This is a genomic window from Acidobacteriota bacterium (genome assembly GCA_016208495.1).
In the GTDB taxonomy this organism is placed as follows: Bacteria; Acidobacteriota; Blastocatellia; order Chloracidobacteriales; family Chloracidobacteriaceae; genus JACQXX01.
Genome location: JACQXX010000045.1, coordinates 1 through 19,208 on the forward strand (window position 1 = coordinate 1; position 19,208 = coordinate 19,208).

Annotated in this window: 10 protein-coding genes; 2 read left to right on the forward strand and 8 right to left on the reverse strand. The window is 53.8% G+C overall.

Annotation, left to right across the window (positions count from 1 at the left end; translation table 11 throughout):
- The 3 genes from HY774_07560 to HY774_07570 all read right to left on the reverse strand — a co-directional run.
- A partial coding sequence (locus tag HY774_07560) for an RHS repeat protein (GenBank protein MBI4748331.1) occupies positions 1 to 3,387 on the reverse strand: 3,387 nt, incomplete at its 3' end.
- A 186-nt stretch (positions 3,388 to 3,573) separates the two neighbouring features.
- Entirely contained in the window at positions 3,574 to 4,002 is a 429-nt protein-coding gene (locus HY774_07565; protein ID MBI4748332.1) for a hypothetical protein, read from the reverse strand.
- Between the two features lie 231 nt (positions 4,003 to 4,233).
- The gene (locus HY774_07570; GenBank protein ID MBI4748333.1) at positions 4,234 to 6,009 is read right to left on the reverse strand and encodes an N-acetylmuramoyl-L-alanine amidase; all 1,776 of its coding nucleotides are present in this window, start codon (positions 6,007 to 6,009) and stop codon (positions 4,234 to 4,236) included.
- A 373-nt stretch (positions 6,010 to 6,382) separates the two neighbouring features.
- Here HY774_07570 and HY774_07575 point away from each other — a divergent pair, with 373 nt between their 5' ends.
- Positions 6,383 to 8,590, forward strand: a complete 2,208-nt coding sequence (locus tag HY774_07575; GenBank protein MBI4748334.1) for a S46 family peptidase — start codon at positions 6,383 to 6,385, stop codon at positions 8,588 to 8,590.
- Positions 8,591 to 8,701: 111 nt separating this feature from the next.
- Positions 8,702 to 10,687 carry a hypothetical protein gene (locus HY774_07580; GenBank protein ID MBI4748335.1) on the forward strand — a complete coding sequence of 662 codons (1,986 nt, stop codon included), beginning with the start codon at positions 8,702 to 8,704 and terminating at the stop codon, positions 10,685 to 10,687.
- A 324-nt stretch (positions 10,688 to 11,011) separates the two neighbouring features.
- Here HY774_07580 and HY774_07585 read toward each other — a convergent pair whose 3' ends face one another.
- From HY774_07585 to HY774_07605, 5 genes are all read right to left on the reverse strand, one after another.
- Positions 11,012 to 11,362 (reverse strand): hypothetical protein, encoded by a 351-nt coding sequence (locus HY774_07585; GenBank protein ID MBI4748336.1) that lies wholly within the window; start codon positions 11,360 to 11,362, stop codon positions 11,012 to 11,014.
- Between the two features lie 109 nt (positions 11,363 to 11,471).
- Positions 11,472 to 13,454, reverse strand: a complete 1,983-nt coding sequence (locus tag HY774_07590; GenBank protein MBI4748337.1) for a hypothetical protein — start codon at positions 13,452 to 13,454, stop codon at positions 11,472 to 11,474.
- 793 nt (positions 13,455 to 14,247) lie between these two features.
- A complete protein-coding gene (locus HY774_07595; GenBank protein MBI4748338.1) occupies positions 14,248 to 14,388 on the reverse strand; it encodes a hypothetical protein in 141 nt (46 codons plus the stop codon).
- 84 nt (positions 14,389 to 14,472) lie between these two features.
- A complete protein-coding gene (locus HY774_07600) occupies positions 14,473 to 16,713 on the reverse strand; it encodes a transglycosylase SLT domain-containing protein (GenBank protein MBI4748339.1) in 2,241 nt (746 codons plus the stop codon).
- A 580-nt stretch (positions 16,714 to 17,293) separates the two neighbouring features.
- The gene (locus HY774_07605) at positions 17,294 to 19,174 is read right to left on the reverse strand and encodes a hypothetical protein (GenBank protein ID MBI4748340.1); all 1,881 of its coding nucleotides are present in this window, start codon (positions 19,172 to 19,174) and stop codon (positions 17,294 to 17,296) included.
- Positions 19,175 to 19,208 lie beyond the last annotated feature (34 nt).

Sequence of the window (19,208 nt, forward strand, 5' to 3'; positions counted from 1 at the left end):
ACCTGCCACCGACATCGGGTAGGCGACTCCATCCAACCATTGCAGGCTGCGCGTTACCCGCCCGTTGGTTTCATATTCATAAAACATTCCTTGCCGGTCAGTCGGTGCTCCGTCCGTAACTGTTCCAACCATTCGGCCTTTATTGGCATTGGTGTCCTGTAACTCAGCGGGCCGGTCCGCCGTTGGAATGTTACTCACCTGGTCGTAGAAATACCGGACCGTCGGCGTCGGCGCGACATCGCCCGTGACCGTGTAACTCTTGACCAGCAACCGTCCCAGAATGTCATAGGTGTAGCTGGTCTGGGCCTGTCGGGCATCCGTCCGCAGCGTCAGGTTCGACGCCGGGTCATACTGGTAACTGGTGACTCCACTTTCCGGAACATTGGCCTGGAGCAGCCGGCTCATTCCGTCATAGCTGAAACTTCGGGTCTGGTCTTCGTTGCGTCCCCCACTCTGCTTCACCTGGAGCAGATTTCCCCGCGCATCATAACCATAGGTTGTCACGTAGCCCAATCCGCCTGGATCTTCAACCACTTCCCGGACTCGTCCCAGCGCATCGCTCCGGCTCTGACGGCGTTTCCCGGCCTGGTCCTCGACCAGCACCACCGGCCCGGCGTAGCTGCTCATCACCGTCCCGGTTGACTGGCTCAGGTTTTTATCTTCAGCCGTCGTCACTCGCACCACCCGCGACAACCCGTCATATTCGCTCCCGGTCCAGCCATAGGTCTCATCATCCAGGGTTCGATAGGGATTCGACACTTTTTCCGGTCGTGCCATCCCGTCATATTCAGTTTCAGAGAAAACCATTCCGGTTGGGTCGTGCCGTTCGCTCCGAATCGGCTTGAGCATCCCGTCAAACTCGCTGGTGGCTGTCAATGATTGACTTCCGTCAATCGCTACGGTTGACGTCACCGACACCGGATAGTCGCCCGCCGCGCTGTAGCCGTAGGTCGTGAATCCCATCCCCGCCGGACGATTCACCCGCGTCAGCCGGTCCAGCGAGTCAACATAATCGTACGTTGTTGTTTCTCCGTTATTTCCAGTTTCGTCTTGCACTAACCCGGTGTTGAGGTCATAGGTGGTGACCGTCGCCAGGCTCACGCCGCCAACCGTCACCGAAGTGGTATTTGGATAGGCATGGTTGAAGAGTCCGCCGGTATACCCAATCGTCGTTTCCCGCCGCTGGCTGGCGGCATTCGCTGGACCGAAGGTTTTGACCACGTTTCCCGCGATGTCGTACTGTGAGAATGAATCCGATAGTTTCGCGCCTGTTTTGTCGAATACCTCGACTTTGGTCACGTTGCCGCGTGTTGTCCAGCTTGTTCCATAGGGATTGGTATTGTGGACACTCGTCGGCGCAAAGGTCCGCCCAACGAGCCCCGCCGCCAGCTCTCCGCTGTACTGGTCGTAGGTATACACCGTTCTCGATTCCAGGCTTTCCGCCTGGGTATCTGGATGATACCCGTAGATCGCTTCCTGGCTCGGCAGTGACCGCAAATGGATGTTTTTGTTCGTGGCGTAATTGCTTCCCCCAAGCGTGGTGACATAGCTCCGATTGACCCGCCGCAGCTTCTTCCCGTCGTAGTCAAACACCGTTTCATCCACGACATTGGTGTACTCGTCGTAGGTCATCCGCGTCTCAGATTTCTGTCCGTTTTCCCACTCCATCACCGTCTTGACCAGTCGCACATCCAGCGCCGGTTGCGAATCCAGATTGGCCGGGTTGCGCCACACCTGGGCTTGCGACCACGTGACCGTCTCCCGCTGCTCAAACGTGTAGCGCGTCTGCTGCAAATAGCCGGTTTCCGCGTCAAAGTTGCTGGTTGTGGGCGGCAACACGGTTGTTTCAATTTCCTTGGCTTCCTGCCACGTTTTAAACCCAAGCTGCGGCGGACGGGTGCTGGTCTGGCCGTTGAAAAGCGGTGGATCAAGTGGCGCGGTCTTGAACCGGTGGCGGACTACCTGGAGTCGTTCATTCTCCGCACCTTCATGGACTTCGGTCACCTGATGGCGGTCGCCGTCCAGGCGTTTCGCGTGGTAACTGGTTTTTCCTTCCAGGGCTTGCCCATCGGCATACACTCGTCGTTCTTTCACCACCCGGAAAATCTGCGGGTCAAAACTGTAGACCGGTCCGGGCGACTGCATCTCTGTCTCCATCGTGTACTGCACCTTGCCACCGGATGGGGTCTCGACCTCCGCAATTTCGCCATAGCTGTTATAGCGGAACCGCCACTGGTGTCCTGACGGCAGCGTAATCGCCGCCGGCATCTGGCCCGGATTAAACACTTCAGGGGTTTGGAAGAACTGGGCTTCAGGGAAGAGCTGGCCAATCGTCTTGATGGTTTCGTTGGCCACCAGTAGATCCCCCAGCCGATCTTTCTCAACATCAATCGTGCGAGCAGTTCCGGCCTCAGTGGTTCCCGGCAGCGTCACTCGCATCAACAGGTCCTTGCCTGACACCTGGACGTTGTATTGGATCTGGATTTCCCGCCCGAGCGTGTCAATGATTTTCGTCAGGATGGACGAATTTGGCCGATATTCATACCGGATCACATTTCCGTTGCGGTCTTGTTGTTTCACAACCCGGTTCTGGTCAATCGTGAAGCGTGTTCCATCGCGCAGCACCACCGTTCCATTCAAGAAGGGCTGGACACTTCCCGCACCGAGTTTGGATGCCCGATCCCGAATCTCAACCGGGTTGCCGTTCCCGTCGTGGCTGTAAAATGTGGCGGCGGTTCCATCAGTCGAGACCCAGGTTGCTCCGCGTGACAGTCCTTCGCAGCCATTGACCAGCAATGGCGCGCCATTCGCCACCGGGTCGCGAAATTCATACTCGGTTCCATCCGGTGCCGTGAACGTGATCGTCGTCAGCGTCCAGATGTAGCGCGGAAAATACCCGGCGCCGCCCGCATCGCCGCACGCGACTGGAATGTCGTTCCACCCACTCTGCCGCGCTGATAATCGCCCCGCGTGGAGCAGCCATCCCGGCGCAATCATCGGCACGCCCGTGTCCCACTCGCGAAACACCGGAACTGAAACCGGATCCAGTTCGGTGCCCGGAGGCGCGCCCTGCGACACGGGTCGTCGTTTCTGTTCCGCCCGCCACAGCTTGGCGTTGTATGACAGCACCACCGCCGCCGTCATCCCGCCGCGTCCGGACAGTGCCCCCAGCGGAAACCGCATCGAGAGATTCCCATTGTAAAGGTTCACGGTATCGAAAGACCCGCCATCATAGCTCCCCAACGGAGGCACGCCCTTGGCCAGCGAGGACGGCGTCGTCACCGACGATGGCGACACCTGGGCCCAGAGCGACGCGGATGAAAGATGAAGCACGATGAAGACAGCGAAGAACAAAACACACAGACAGCGGACGGAGTTGAATCGCATAAAAGACATCACTGAAAAATCTCAAAAAAATAGAAACGGGGGTCAAGACCCACGATGAACCGACGCCAGTTCTAACCAGGCCAGCGCTCATCTTTTCTTTTATTGGTTGATCTCACGGCGTAACCGTGATGGTGCAGCTTCCCAAATCGGCATTGGCCGGATCGGAGAGTTGATGGACTCCAGCAGTCAACGCCAGTTCCACCTTGGCGTCGTTGCCTTCCTGGGGAAGGTCGAGCGGGGAAGCACCTGGCGCGTCAACCGATAGGTCGGGGCCACCAGCGTTCCGGTGCAGGTCTGCACATTCAGGACACGGGTTCCAGCGGGAACGGTCACCTCGGCTGGTTCAAACCCAAATGGCGTGGCATAGACCACGATCCAGCCCACCTGTCCCTTTGGACTTTGGCCGGAAGCGGTGCCACCGCCACCGGGGTCGGGACTGGAGTGGGCACGGCAACCGACGACGGACCGCTTTTGGCCTGCGAACTCCGACCGGTCAAACCGATGCCGACACCGATCAGCACCAGAAGCACCATCAGCGCCAAAAGAACGGGCTTCCTTCGATGGAACAAAGTGTTGGTCAATTTCATAAAACAACCTTTGACTGTAAACAGCCATAAATCAATCAACCCTGAGTCCTTCGCAAAAAGGACATAGACCCATCTTCTCTCAAAAAGAGAAGTACAATCTCATTGCATTGCAATGATTTCCAGGATTAAATAGGAATACGATTCGGCCTAAGATGTTAGGATTCCAAAATAACAAAGTATGTAAGCCGGTGTCAACTGGTTTTTGGAGCGGAAATGTAAAAACAATAAAAGCGGCGTCAAGTGGGCCGCACTCCACACCTTAATTTCCAGAGCTTGTTTCCAGCCCTTTCGAAAGTGTCTCGACATAACTCTGAACTCCACTAAAGAGTGATTCGGCAATCGTCTGGCGGAATTCAATTGTTCGTAAGGCGTCGGCATCCTTGGGGTGGCTAATAAATGAAACTTCAGCCAGGATGCTCGGCATGGTGGTGCCGACCAGCACCACAAACGGCGCCTTTTTCACTCCTCGATTCAACCCGGAATGAGGACTGACTCGGGTTAACCCGTTTACCAGATTGGTTTGAACGTGTTGGGCAAAGTCACGGGATTCGGCAACTTTGTTGTTGAGCGCGATTTGCTGAAGTAAATCAAGCAGGTCATTGACGTTGCGTGAGGTGGTCGCATTTTCACGAGTGGCGACTTCGAGTTCTTCCTTGGACGCGTCACGACTCAGGAAGTAGGTTTCAACCCCGCTGGCCAGGCTCGATGGGCTGGAGTTCGTGTGGATTGAAATGAAAAGATCGGCCTGTTTGGTATTGGCAATGGCGGTTCGTTCTTCAAGAGGAATAAATCGGTCGCTATCACGGGTCAAAATGACTTCGACATCTTTCATTCGTTGTTGAATGGCTGCCCTGAGTCGAAGGGCAATATCAAGGACCACATCCTTTTCATAAATGTTGTCTTTGCCGGTAGCGCCCAAATCAGAGCCTCCGTGACCCGGATCAATCACAATCCGTTTGACTTTCAGCCCCAGGGCCCGCATCAGGGTAATGTCGCCCGCCGCTGTTTGCTGGGCGCCTTTGATTGAGGGAAGAGGTGTCGTCGAGGCCAGGATCTCAGCATCTTCGGCAATCGAGCGTGACCCACGCAGGTCAACCACCAACCGCGGTGGGTCGTCGAGTGCAAAAATAGCGAAATCACGCAGTTGGGTGCACTCAATCGCGACTTCAACCGAGCTGGTTGAAGATGAGTAGCGGATATTTTTCAAGAGTCCATTGGGGGTAACGACAACTGGTCGCCCAGCCAGGAGCGGGGAAACTTTGGCTGAAGGAAGCTTCAACACCAGAGTGGATCCATTTAAGGATCGTTCGTAGGTGCCCGGGATGCTGAGATCGAGAATCACCCGGGCATAATCCGGGCCGGAAAAGTGGCGAATCTGTCCAATGGTGGTGATTCCGGCCTGATCATCCTGCGACTGGGCAAACAGTACATTTTCACCAGTTGTTTGATCACCCGATACCGTGCCGATTCGGGCGAGGCTGGCCAGTGCTTCGCGGGCACTCACCGAGTTGGGGTATTGCTCGACGATCAATTGATACGCACGTGCCGCCTGACTGATTTCCTGGAGGTTGTGTTCGTAAATTTGGGCAATGCTGATGAGTGCGCGGGTGGTATGTGGACTGGTTTCATAGGTTTCCAGCAGATTTTGGTAGCACCCGATGGCACTGTAGAAATACCGCGTTTTTTGAAAACGCGATCCCATCTCCCGAAAAACCTCAGCCTGACCAATGAGTGCCGCATCGCCGACGGTTTGCTCGGTGTCAAGGCGGACCGCACGCTGGTAGATGCCGATCAGGTCAAGATATTCAGTTTCAGTGTGTGCAACTTTGGGATTATTGGCGAAGGTCTGCCGCAAGATCGTGGCGCGTTCAACCAGTTCGTGGGAAATGGAGACATTTTGCAGCGTTGGTTGTTGGGCGTGATAGTCATAGCGCAAAGGAGCGGCCAAAAACATCAGCAACCCAACCGCACCCACCGTCAAACACCGACAGACGAACCGCACGAAATCTGGCACACGTACGGTTTCAAAGTTCATTCGAAGCATACTGCTACAGGGTTTCGCTTTTAAATTTTCAGCGCAAAAGGTGGCTGAATGAAACGGGGAGGAGCCGTCCCCACAAAGCTTCGGGTGATGAAGCAGAAAATGCGCTTAACCCCTTGATTGATTTCGGAAAAGATGCCCTTGATAGGTTAGGAAGACAGGCGCTATTGTACCACAGCTTGGGGTTCCGCCAAGCGAATTCATCCGTTATCAATTGCCGGAAACCTGTCATTTTCCAATCTTTTCGAGCGCCAAACATTTATCCAAAGGTGACAGCTCCCCGATCAGACACAAATCTGAATCACTGGCAATTGCTTACACTTTTTCAAAAGAGTATCCCTGACCAGGAGGGAAACAAGGAGAACGAATGCGACTGAAAATATTGGCCTCTGTTTTACTTACCGTTGTGCTGCTGGGGCAAGCCCTGCCGCTCCGTGCTGACGAAGGGATGTGGCTGCCTGACACGATTGGAAACCGGCAACTGCTCCAAAAGATGAAAGCCAAAGGCTTTACCTTGCGACCAGAAGACGTCTTTTCAAACACCGCCCCCAGTTTAAAAGATGCGATTGTGATTGTTGATGGGGGCACGGCTGAGTTTGTTTCAGACCGTGGATTACTTTTGACCAACCACCACGTGGCGTTCCAGGCGATTGCGACTGAAAGCACTCCGGAAAAGGACTACTTGAAAAATGGGTTTGTCTCAAAAAGCGAAGCCGAGGAAATCGCGATCAAAGATGAAACCTACCGCTGCAAAATCTTGAAAGAAGCACGTGATGTAACCGCTGACATGCTGGCGGGGGTCACTGACCAGATGAATGCCGAAGAGCGCAACGCGGCCATTGAAACCAAACGCCGCGACCTTATCAAAGCCGCTCAGACGAGCAAGAATTATGAGTGCCAGGTGGTGGCGATGCTGAGCGGGTTGAAATACTACCTGTATGTGTATGAAGTCTATCCGGATGTCCGGCTGGTGTATGCTCCACCGCTGGCCATCGGAAAGTTTGGTGGCGACATTGATAATTTCCAGTGGCCACGCCATACAGGTGATTTCACGTTCCTGCGTGTCTACTCAGCGCCAGATGGCAGCCCGGCTGAATACTCACCAACCAATGTGCCGTACCGTCCCAAAAAATTCCTTCCGATTTCCCTTAACGGCTACAAGGAAAAAGACTTTGTGATGATTATGGGATATCCAGGGAAAACTTCGCGCTATCTCGAAGCGTCTGCCCTGGCCAATACGGCTGAAGTCCAACTGCCGTTTACGGTTAAATACTACACCGCCCGCATTGAACTGTTGCGCGAAGCCGGACGCAACAACCGGCAACTGCAACTCGAACTGGCTTCGCTGGTGGCTGGTCTGGCCAATACGCAAAAGAATTTTGACGGCGCAATCCGAGGACTCAAACGTTCCAACCTGCTGGCCCGTCGGCGGGCTGAAGAAGCCGAACTGGCCAAATTTATTGATTCGCGTCCCGATATGAGAGCGAAGTATGGCGATGTGCTCTCTAAACTCGACAACGTGAATGAAAAATGGCGGCGGACCATCGTCGGTAACACGCTGGTCAATGCCCTGTCCAGCCCGTTGAGCTTCCCAGCCTTTTCAACTGGGATTTTTGCCGCCACATTTGCTATGGATCAGGAAAAACCTGAAGCTGAGCGAACCATCCCGCCAGCGATTGCCATGGGGTTGAAAAAGCAAATTCCAGTTGTGTTCAAAGATCGCAAGCCTGAAATTGAGCAGCGAATCTATGAAATGTTGTTCCAGTTTGCTCGCGAACTGCCTGCTGACCAAAAGGTGGAAGTCTATGAAAACCTCTTCCGAGGCAAGACAGGTGAGGCCCGCATTCAGGCCGAGAAAGACTTTGCTGAAAAGGTTGTCAATCACCCAAATCTGTCATCTGCCGATGGGGTCGCTCGACTGGCTGACATGTCAGCCAAACAGATGCGTGATCTCAATGACCCGGTCATCAATTTCCTGTTGAGCGCCGCGAAAGAAATCCCTGAAATTGCCAAACGCACCGAAGGGTACAACACGCGGGTCGCCAAACTCCGGGCTGAATATATCGAAGTCCTGACGCTGTTCCGCCGCACGGATCCAATTTATCCGGATGCCAACCGGACATTGCGCTTTACGTATGGCGAAGTGCTCGGCTACACCCCATTTGATGGAGCAACCTACCGTTACTACACCACTCTCAAGGGAGTAGTTGACAAAGATACCGGTGCTGAACCGTTTGACGTTCCGGCTGAACTCAAATCACTGGTTGAAAAACGTGATGTGGGTGGTTATAGCGATCCTCGATTTGGCGATGTACCGGTTGCGTTTTTGGCAACCACCGACATTACCGGAGGGAACTCGGGGTCACCGATCATGAATGGTCGGGGTGAGTTGATCGGGATTGCCTTTGACGGGAACTTTGAAGGTCTGGGGAGCGACTATGCCTTCAACCCGGAACTGGCACGCACCATCAGCGTGGACATCCGGTACGTTCTGTTCCTGGTTGAAAAAATGGCTGGTGCCACTCATTTGCTCAAGGAACTCAAATTTGCCGGCAAGGCTGCCGGTGCCCGCTAATCCAGAATGAAAAACGTGTCAGTACCACCTGCGTCAGCGGGTGGGTTTACAAGTAATACACTCCACCCGCTGACGCAGGTGGTACTGACTTTTAGTTTTGAGGTTCAGTCTATGTCGTTTCGAAAGAGTCTTTTGGTCGCCGGTGTTGTGACACTCCTTGGTTTTCATTCGGTTGGATTCACTTTTGCCCAAACGAAATCCGCAACCTTATCCGGCCAGCCTGGTGCCCAGGCTGCTCCGAGTTCTGACACCAAACAGTCTCAAAAACAGAGATTGAACCAATCAGCCGTATCAAACCCATCTGAACCTCAAAAAAAGGGAATTGGCGATCCTCGATTTCTCCCATTAAAAGAAGTGAAGTCCGGAATGAAGGGGATCGCCCGAACCATTTTCCAGGGCTCGCAAATGGAAGAGTTTGGTGTCGAAGTGCTGGGTGTGCTCTATGGGCTGCCGACACCGACTCAATCTTCGATCATTATTCGGCTGTCGGGCGCCAATGCCGAACGAACCGGCGTGTTTGCTGGAATGAGCGGCAGCCCGGTCTTTATCAATGGGAAGCTGGTTGGCGCGATTGCGTTCAGCTTCCCGTTTTCAAAAGAACCGCTCGGTGGTGTGACCCCCATCGAGGAAATGTTATCCATTTTTGAAACCGGGGAATCGGAAGTTCACTCAGCTCGCGGGTTGTTTAGTTTTCAGGACTTAGCCACCGTGAAGCCAGCTTCCGTTCCAGTTGAATTGAGTCAGCGACAAACCCCAGTGTTGATAGGTGCCGAAGCTGCCTATACTCCAGGTCTGGCCTCGCTGGTGGGGCAAACCATAATGCCAATTGCGACTCCGATTTCGGTTTCAGGTGTTCCAAATGACATCCTGGCCCAATACGCACCCCAGTTTGAAGCCCTTGGCTTTCGGCTGGTTTCAGGCTTGAGCGGAGCGGCCCCGATGGGAACTGGTTTGAAACCCTTTGACGACACCACCTTGCTGCCTGGCTCCACGATCAGCGTTTTGCTGGCGGGAGGAGATTTCAGCTTTGCCGCTGGTGGGACCGTGACCTGGCGAGATGGCGATCAGGTGTATGCCTTCGGCCACCCCTTTTTAAATTTTGGGACAACTCAATTTCCAATGTCTGAAGGGTCGGTGGTAACTGTCGTTCCAAATATCAACAATTCCTTCAAACTCACTGTTCCAGGTCCTCCAGTTGGAATGATCAACCAGGACCGAACCACCGCGATTCGAGGCAAGTTGGGGCAGGCGGCGCCGATGATTCCAATTACCTTACATGTCACCACCAGTCGTGGCGCTGAACGGACCTACCGGTTCGAAGTCATTAACGATTCGTTTCTTACCCCACTGCTGGTCAGTCTTGGCGTTTCCAGTGGATTAACCGCAACTGAACGGGCGCTCGGTGATCTGACCCTCCATTCGAAAGGTCAGATTCAACTCGAAGGCCATGCGCCAATTGATCTGAGCAATAGTTTTACTTCACGCCTCAATCCAGCCGGATTGATTGGCCTTTCCGTTTCCCAACCCCTTGGTGTGCTGCTCGGAACTGGGTTCGAAGATGTCAACGTGAAAGGTGTGACCCTCAACGTGACAGCCAGTGATGCCCGAACCAATGGCTCGCTCGAACGAATCTGGGTCAGCAAAACGAAGGTCAGACGCGGGGAAGCCATTGAAATTCAGGCATTTGCCCGTAATGCAAACGGCCAGACCTTTGTCGAACGAATTCCGATTGATATCCCCGCCGATGCCAGATTGGGAATGGCTACGGTTTCAGTTGGGGATGGTGCAACCATCGGCCAAAGCGAACGCCGGGCCCTGCCAGAACCAAAAGATACAGCCCAGTTGGTTCGGTTCATCAATCAGCTTCGAAAAAATAACCGCCTGTATGTCCGACTGCTCCGAGCAGAAGCCGGGGCCGTGGTCAATAACGAGGAAATGCCCTCGCTCCCGCCTTCCATGCTGGCGACCCTCAGCAGTGACCGTATCTCAAGCGAATATCAACCCTTAAAGAGTTCAGTTCTGGTCGAAAAAGAACTTCCCTCAGCCCACTTTTTAATTACTGGTCAGCAATCAATTTCGATAGAAGTTGTGAAGTAGCAAGCAGAGCGAAATAGTGAAATAGTGAAAGACAGAGAATTTAGGAGTCGTTAAAAAACAAGTTCCTGGGGGTGTAGGCGACCTTTCAGGTTCAGGTTTTTGGTTGTGCACCGCGAAGCGTTGCTGTTCGGATAGCCGGTCAGTTGGCCGCTTTGGGCCTACCACCGGATCCAAAGGCCACCCCTTGTTGCTCCCCCGCTTCGCCCGCGCCCCGCAGGGGCACGGGCGAAGCGGGGGAGCACTGGAGAGAACGAACCTGTTCCCGGTGGTAGCTCGCAAAGCCTCGCAACCACCAGCTATCCGAACTGCAGCCTTTCAGGATGCTCAATCCAAATACCCGTTCCCCAAACGAAAACGGGAAGTTGATTTTTTACAGTCCCTAAGTACAAGTCCCCATAAAAGGGGGATGCAATTCAACCACTCACTGGGAGAAATATTGGTTTTCGCCCGGATGGGCGCTGGACAATAGCCGGTGGCAAGTGTCGCTTTGGACACGCGGCCACCGGACAGAGCCGCCATCACGGGTTCGCGCCCGGATGGGCGCTGGAACAAGAGTCGTGAGCCAGCAGCCGAAAATTCGACGAAAACCGGGACCCGAACCAGCTTCCAGCGCCCATCCGGGCGCAAACCACTGCGGACCGAAGCTCCGGTGGTGTGCCCAAAGCGGCAAACCACCGGCTATTGTCCAGCGCCCATCCGGGCGAAAGCCAATATTTCTCCCAGTGAGTGGTTGAATTGCATCCCCCTTTTATGGGGACTTGTACTAAGGGTTTCAGGCCCTGACTCATTTGATTGTAAATAGCGGGCTGATCGCGTCGCCGAGATTTCCGGCGGTGTCACGGGCAGTAACTTTGATGCGACCGGTCTTCGTTTTCCCAAGTGAGGCGGGAACGGTCCAGGTGAAAGAGGTTGTATCACCTGCGAGTCCCTCAATGACCGTCAGAGCGAAATTCTCTCCCTCCCCGGCATAGGCAATGGACTGTGAAGCGACAGCGGTGTTGTCGGACGAGGTCCAGGTAATTTGGAGGGTTGGGTCTTTCTTTCGCTTGACCTTGGATTTCGAAAGCGCCAGGTTCGACACAACCGGATTTTGAGAATCGGGCGCCTGAATCGTAACTGAAAACGACGTTTGGGCAGTGAGTCCGGCTGCGTTTGTGGCGGTCACGACGACACGTCCACCCTGAGTTTCAGTCGCTGAAGGAGCAATCCGCAATACCCCGGCTCCGTTTCCATTGTCAGTGAAGGTTACATAGGCCGGTCCCGAGGCCGAAAGCCTCAATCCACTTGTGCTCCCAGCGTCCGAGGCCATAACGGGGACCAGGTGCTCCTCGCCCGGCGCTACAGTTTGATCGGCAATCGGGGTCACCGATGGTGGGTTGGACGAACCCGGATTGACGGTCAAGACGACGGCTCTGCTTCGCTTGCGCGACCCTGCTTCCCCAACGACCTGGACGAGATAATTCCCTGGCGGGGTAAGACTGGTTGTGGTAACGATAACATCTACCATTCCACCCGGAACGACCGGTCCGGGCGATACCGAAGCTTTCATGGTATCGGTGGCTGGGGAAACTGTTGCCGTCACCAACACCGGTTGTGAAAACCCGTCTTTGCCCGTGACGGTCGCCGTAAATCCAATTGACCCGCCAGCCATGACGGTTTGCGTTTCGGGTGACGCTGAGAGATCGAAATCAGGCACGGGATTGCCGGATTTGATGAATTCAGCCGTCGATTGCAGTGTCCAGGTAGCTCCGGAATCCTGGGAAACCTCGAAAGTGCGCTTGAATCCGAACGGTGTCACCCCGTCGGACGTCATCCGAACCAGGACCGTATTTCCGGTTTGGGAATCAAGCATGTCGCCGGTCAGAACCGCTTTCCCATCTTTTACTTCGCCGACGAGTTCAAGATGGCGACCATTCGAATCAAGTCGAATCTGGCGCCACAGCTTGTTCTCATTGTTGTAAAGACTCACGCTCGTATCGACATATCCGTCAGGCCCCTCAAACTCCTCCAATACAGCAATTCCGCCGCCCAACCCGAAATTGGAAATTTTTGCCGTGCTGGTTCCTGCACGATCAGACATGACGACGTTCCATGCCCCGACCGAGAAATCAAATTGACGAAATCCGGATGGCAACACAGACGGGACAAATGTGCCGGACCTGGCTTTCAACTCGGCCCCCAACACCCCCAAACCACCTGCAGGCGGGGGCAATGTGCCGGGCATCCTCGTGAAACGAGATGACAAACTCAACTGCCACGTCTTTCCCTTGTCGGTCGATACTTCGTACAAAAAATCGAGATTCTGAGCTGTGATCCTGGAAAAGGTAATTCGTCCGAGCAGTCTTTCCCCGGTGGCAGTGCCGAAGTGGGGGCCCTGGATGATCATGTTTCCGTCCTGAACCCCGCCCGCCATCTCAATCAACAATTGGTCGGTGTCATACCACGTTTGGTACCATTTTCCGGTTTTGGGACTGTAGAGACTGATGCTGGTGCCAATGGGTTGCGCCCCCGCTCTAAAATCTTCAAGGATTGCAATTCCGCCTCCAAGTCCAAAAGAGGTGATGACGTCCTGTACCGGAAAATTGATTCCAGGTATCGCGACGTTCCATCTGCCGAGCCAGAAATCGAACTGCCTTGCCTCCGAGGGCAATCCAGTCGGCGTGAATTGACGGGGGCCGTTTGTAGCTAAACGGGCTGAGGGCAACCCGATAAACAGCGGCAACAAAATGATTAAACCGATAAGAATGTGACGAATATATTTTTTCATAGGCTGAAACACCTTCTTTTTTGGCCCGGCATTGCGTCGGCAAATGATTCAATACCAGCGGCGTGAGCCTCCAGGGTCAAACATTGCCGTTGGTGAATCTGCCTGATTAATGACAGTATTTTCAAAAAGATCCAAAACACCGGCCAACATTTCGTCGAACGCGGAAAAGGAAGGTATGAACGCGGAAAAAGCCTTTGGCAACACTGTACATCGGTAACCCTGTACGCTCCCAATCTGTCCTTGTGTGAAACCACAAGTCGAACTGGATTGACTGAGGAGGCTGGGCATACATTCTCCAAATTTGTGTTGAGTTGGTTGAACCGCCCGGACCTTAGAGACTGTAAAAAATCAACTTCCCGTTTTCGTTTGGGAATCAGGCATTTGGATTGAGCATCCTGAAAGGCAAAAAGACAAGGGATGAGGGATGAAGGATGAGGGATGAAAAATTTCCCGGCATTTGATCTTCCACGGGTTCAAATGAATGTGCTTTTTGTCCTTTTCGTCCTTTTTGTCCTTTCGCCCAGCTCACAAGGTTTTTTCCCGCTGCTGCTCCTGCCCCTGCGGGGCGGGGGCAGCAGTGGGAAAAGAGAGAGGGCTGTTGTTCCCGGTGGTAGGCCCAAAGCGGCCAACCGACCGGCTATCCGAACGGCAACGCTTCGCGGTGCACAACCAAAAACCTGAACGTAAAAGGGTGACCACGCTCCCAGGAACTTATTTTTTAATGATCCCTTAGTGATGCGAGTTAAGGGTTGAAAAAAGACTGGTTTTGAATCCGCGAAGCGGATGACAGTCTTCAAGCCTCGGGTGCAATGAGCGTCAGCGAATGGAATCCGTGGCCTCCATCACCGGTCAGCGTGGCCTGGGCAACGGCGGAATTCATCGCCACCGATTCTGTTTTCCACGGATTCCGCTCCGCTCCACCCGAGGCTTTCATTATTCCGTCCAGTTCCTGGGCTGAACCCCCAAAACCGCTTCAACTCTTAACTGGCACCACTAACCACTAACCAAATTCTTCATTCTACTCGGGTTGTGGGTTCAGGCTTTTCTCGCCATAGAGCCGGCGGTAATGGGAGGCATTGCGCAACACGCCATGAACATACAGCCGGGTTTCAGTAATTGGGATTGATTCAACCCAGGTAATCAGGTCATCGCTGGGAAGGGTTTGAAGCCACTTGGAGACACGTCCCGGGCCGCCATTGTAAGCGGCGAAAGCATATTCATACCGGCCAAATTTTCGCACCATATCTGACAAATAAATCGTGCCAAGTTGAATATTCAGTCTGGGATTGTACAGTTGTTCTTCAGAAATGGCCCCGACGCTGGATTTTTTGGCCACCATGCGACCCGTGGACGGAAGCAATTGCATCAATCCAAGGGCATTGGCTCGGGATTTGGCGCGTGGATTAAAAACTGATTCCTGGCGAATCAATCCCGCCACAATAAATGGATCAAGTCCATTGGCACGGGCTTCACGTTGAATGGTTTCCCATTCGACCATTGGGAAAACCAGATCCCATTCTTCGCGTGAGAGTTGATGTTCTTGATAGTACAGGTAATCGGGGTGTGCCCGCGAAATTGAGCGCATTGCCGCCAGCGTATCACCTTTGTCACGATTCACCCGGGCGATTTCAAGGTTGATTTTCCGTGACCGTGGAGCCGTGCTGCGGGCAGCTTCAAGTTCGGTCATGGCCAGATCCATCAGGCCGATAATTCGCAAATCCGATGCTCGATTCAAAAAAGCATCAGCCTCTTTTCCAGCGGTTTCAGGTGGAACCTGGGCCGGTTGAACATTATTGAGGGCTCGCCCAAGTGCCGAAGAGGGTGAGAGTTTGGCTGGTTTCAGGTTCGATTGGGCTTTGATTCGTTTCACGCCATCGGAAGCCAGCGAGCCATATAAACTGGTGATATAGCGTTTGGAAACAGCCTCATACAAGGCGAGTGCCCGCTCCAGGTCGTTGATTCGTTCGGCATCACGCGCCGCCCAAAAGGCACTTTTTCCTTTAAAATCCGAATCAGGGTAATTGCCCACATGTTCGATCAGAAAATTGACGGCTGCCGCATAATTTTTGGCTTCGTGGGCTTTCCAGGCTCTTTTGAAAGAATAGTCGTCGCCCGTTTTTTCATTCGGATACTCACGCATGAGCCGGGCATAATACGTCACACCTTGTCCACGTTTTTCCTGAAAGGCAGCCAGATCCGCCAGTGCTTCGCCAGCCAGTGGATGTTTGGGGTAGAGGCTTAAAAACCGTTCAGTCGTACCCACATGAGAAGGCAGGTTCGCCCGGCGTTCAGCTTTCGCCAGATAAAATAAAGCTTCTGGATACAATTCTTTATTTTTGGAGCTGATCTGGTTGAGATAAGGAATTGCGGTTGGATATTTTTGAGCCGTTACCAGTGAAATGCCATATCGGAGCCGGTTTTGATCAGCCTGGAGGGCTGAAGGATTCAGTTTTTCAAGCTGGGCATAAGCTTCGGCGGCACTGACAAACTGCTTATTCTCAAAGAGGCGGTCCGCTCGAATCTGCCATTGCCGGGCATTCATCATTTCAGGTGCATCAAGGGCAATGCCGAGCAGCGGAAGCTTGCTGACTGCCACGGAACATTCGGTTGAATGTGGCGCCTCAAAATAGAGTCGCTGGTACATTCCAGTTGCTTCCGTTGATTTTCCTTGTGTTTCCAGTGTTTGGGCCACCAGCAGGAGGGCTGCTCCATCACCCTGATCCAGCAATGGTTTTAATTCCTGTTCAAGACCTTGAAGATCAAGCTTCTGTGCCGCGGATTTACCAGCCCACAGTTGGGCGTCTCGGACCAGCGGGGTGTTGGGATATGAACTTGCGGCTCGTGAAAAAGCCTGTTGAGCCCTGGCAAATTTGCCAAGTTCAAAAAGCGCCCGGCCCTGGTAAAACAAAGCATAGGCGCCTAAGCGACTGTTTGCCTGAATATATTTTTCATCCAGCAAGTCAGCCGCTTCGTCATATTCTTGCTTGATAAAATGATCATAGCCACGTCGAAATCGGGCTAATGAGGCCGCTTCAGATTGGGGGTAATTTCGCTCAAAGTAGGCAAGTGCCGAATCCGAAGGCTGGTTGCCAGCTTTGGCCACTTCACGTCGCAAATCAGTGAGTGCCCTGGTCCGTTCTTCGGGCGTGGCTGGGCGAGCCGCCGCGCAGGTCGCCACCAGAACACAACTGGCCACAATCGGGACCAATCCCAGTGAAGATTGTCGAAGAAGTCTGAAAAATCGAGAGAAGAGATTCATAGTGTCTCGCCGCAATGGGGAAATGTTGCCGTGTTCACCTGACAAAGTGAGAAAAGTACTTTTAGAAACCAATCTTGGGATTAGTCATACCATATAGGGCTGAGGGTATCGGGCTAAGGGCTGAGGGAAATACAATTTTATCAACAGGTTAGCCTTTTGCTCATACGTTGGGGTCATTCCAAAATGGAATTAAGAATGAAAAAACAGGCCGCACCACGGATGGTTGGTGCTGGCTTCAGTTCAACAGATGGTTTGAGAGTGATTGGGGATGCACCTCAAATCTGCTCACTGAGTGGGCGACAGTCTGAGCTGTCACTTTTTGATTTGGATTTTAGAGTTGAAAATGGGCGATAGATGGCACTGTACCCGCCTGGAAAATCAAAGCGGAATGTGGCTTCCCACAGCCAGATGGCGAGTTGCCGTCTGAAAAATTGAATCAAACACTCAAGAAGGATAAGTCCAGGAATACGTTTGGGGTTTAGGATTTGGTGAACTCACCAGGTTTGTCTGGATGAGCCGTATCTCCGAAATCCTAAACCCCAAACCATTTTTATCAGCAGGTAAGGTTGAACGCTTGTGACTAGCCTCCAAGCTGAGGGCCTGGACAATCGCGACCTAGTTTTTCAGGGTCTCCACCGCCAAGAATATTCACCAATTCATCGTGAAAATAGTCAAAACGAGTAGAAACCACCGGGTTGACCCGCTTGTCATACATCTGCCGGGAGCGATCAATGTCTTCTTTCAACCGATCATACAGATCGTTGTTCTTCCGGCCCTCGATAACTTTTGATTCATTATAAAGTTTGATTTCAGATACCAGGAGGCGTGCAAAGCGCCGAGCATCGCTATGGAGCTTTTGCTCTTCTTCACTGACATCCGGCATTGGAACCGACAACCGGCCTGTTCGGCCAGCGACTGGAACAGACTGGGCTGGCGGAGGAGGAGGTGGGGGCGCCTGAGGCGGCGGCGCAAAACTTGGAGGTTCAACCGCAACCGGGGGAGGAGGTGGGGGAGGTGGGGGAGGTGCAAAGCTGGTCGGTTGAAATGAGGCTGGTGCTGGTTGTGGTGGAAAAGCTGGAGCTTCAAAAGCCACAGGTGCCGGAGGTGTAAATGCCTGGGGCTGAAAAGCTACAGGTGCTGGTGGAGTAAATGCTGGAGGTGGCGGAGGAACCGGTTCGGCCCATGACGGCGCGGCTGGTGGCGCTGGAACAGGCTCAGCCCACGCTGGCGCGGCTGGCGGAGCGGGGACGGGTTCTGCCCAGGACGGCACGGCTGGCGGAGCGGGAACAGGTTCGGCCCAGGAAGGTGCTGGAGGTGGCGCAGGGACGGGTTCGGCCCACGACGGCACGGCTGGCGGCGCTGGAACAGGCTCAGCCCACGCTGGCGCGGCTGGTGGCGCGGGAACAGGTTCGGCCCAGGAAGGTGCCGGAGGTGGCGCGGGAACAGGTTCGGCCCACGCTGGCGCGGCTGGCGGCGCGGGAACAGGTTCCGCCCAGGAAGGTGCCGGAGGTGGCGCGGGTGTCGGTTCTGGCTCGGCTGGTGGTTCTGGCGCCGGTTCTGCAGGTGCTGGTTCTGGTTCCGGCGCTGCAACAACTGGTGCCGGTTCTGGTACTGGAGGTGGTGCTGGTGCTTCAACTTTAGGAGGGGCCGGATGAGCTGCTTCGGGGGCTGGGGCGGCGGGTGATGTTGCCGAGCGACCTCGCAACGACAACATTTCCACCGTCATGCCAGCGATATTCACCAGGATTTCAAGTGTTTCAAGGTTAATGGCATCACCGGCCTGAACACCGGAGTCCACATACAACACGGCTGCCGCTTTACCTCGCACCAGAAGCGGAATTCCTGAAATCCGTTCCGGTGATACTTCGCCTAGCCGTTTGATCAAAAGCAGATTGTCGGCCTGGTCAGCGGGCTGGCCCGCAAAAGTGGATTGTTTGCTTAAAACAGTCCGAAGCAGGGTATCAGCCTGAAGTGAAACGCTCAGACCCCGGATGCTGTTATTATCAACTGTTCCTTCAAATCCACGCCCGGTCCACCCGACGACATTTCCAGCTTTGACAATAAAAAGTGCCACCCGAGGGGCAAAATTCGCGGTGTGGTTGACCAGTGCCGTTAAAACATCAGCCTGGGTTTGATGGCTTTGAATATCAAGAATCGAAGCCTTGACAATGGCCAGATCCGAGCTTGATTGAGGAGGGGCGGGTGGTGCTGGCGGAGGAGGTGGAACGGAAGCAATGCCTGCCGCATAGACTTGAGCCACCGTTGCCTGTACCAGTTCAGCCAGGGTTTGGTCCTGGTTGAGCGATTCAAGTTGAGCTTCGGATTGTTCGAGGAATTGATTAAATGCGTTTTGAACCTGGGCTTGAATCTGGATGATCTGTTGCTGAAGTGTTCCCAAATGGGTCCGAACGAGTTCGACAACCTGTCCTTGAAGTTGTGCCTCAAATTCTTGTGTTGTCACGATACCAGTCCTCCCGCTGCCTAAAAAAATGGCG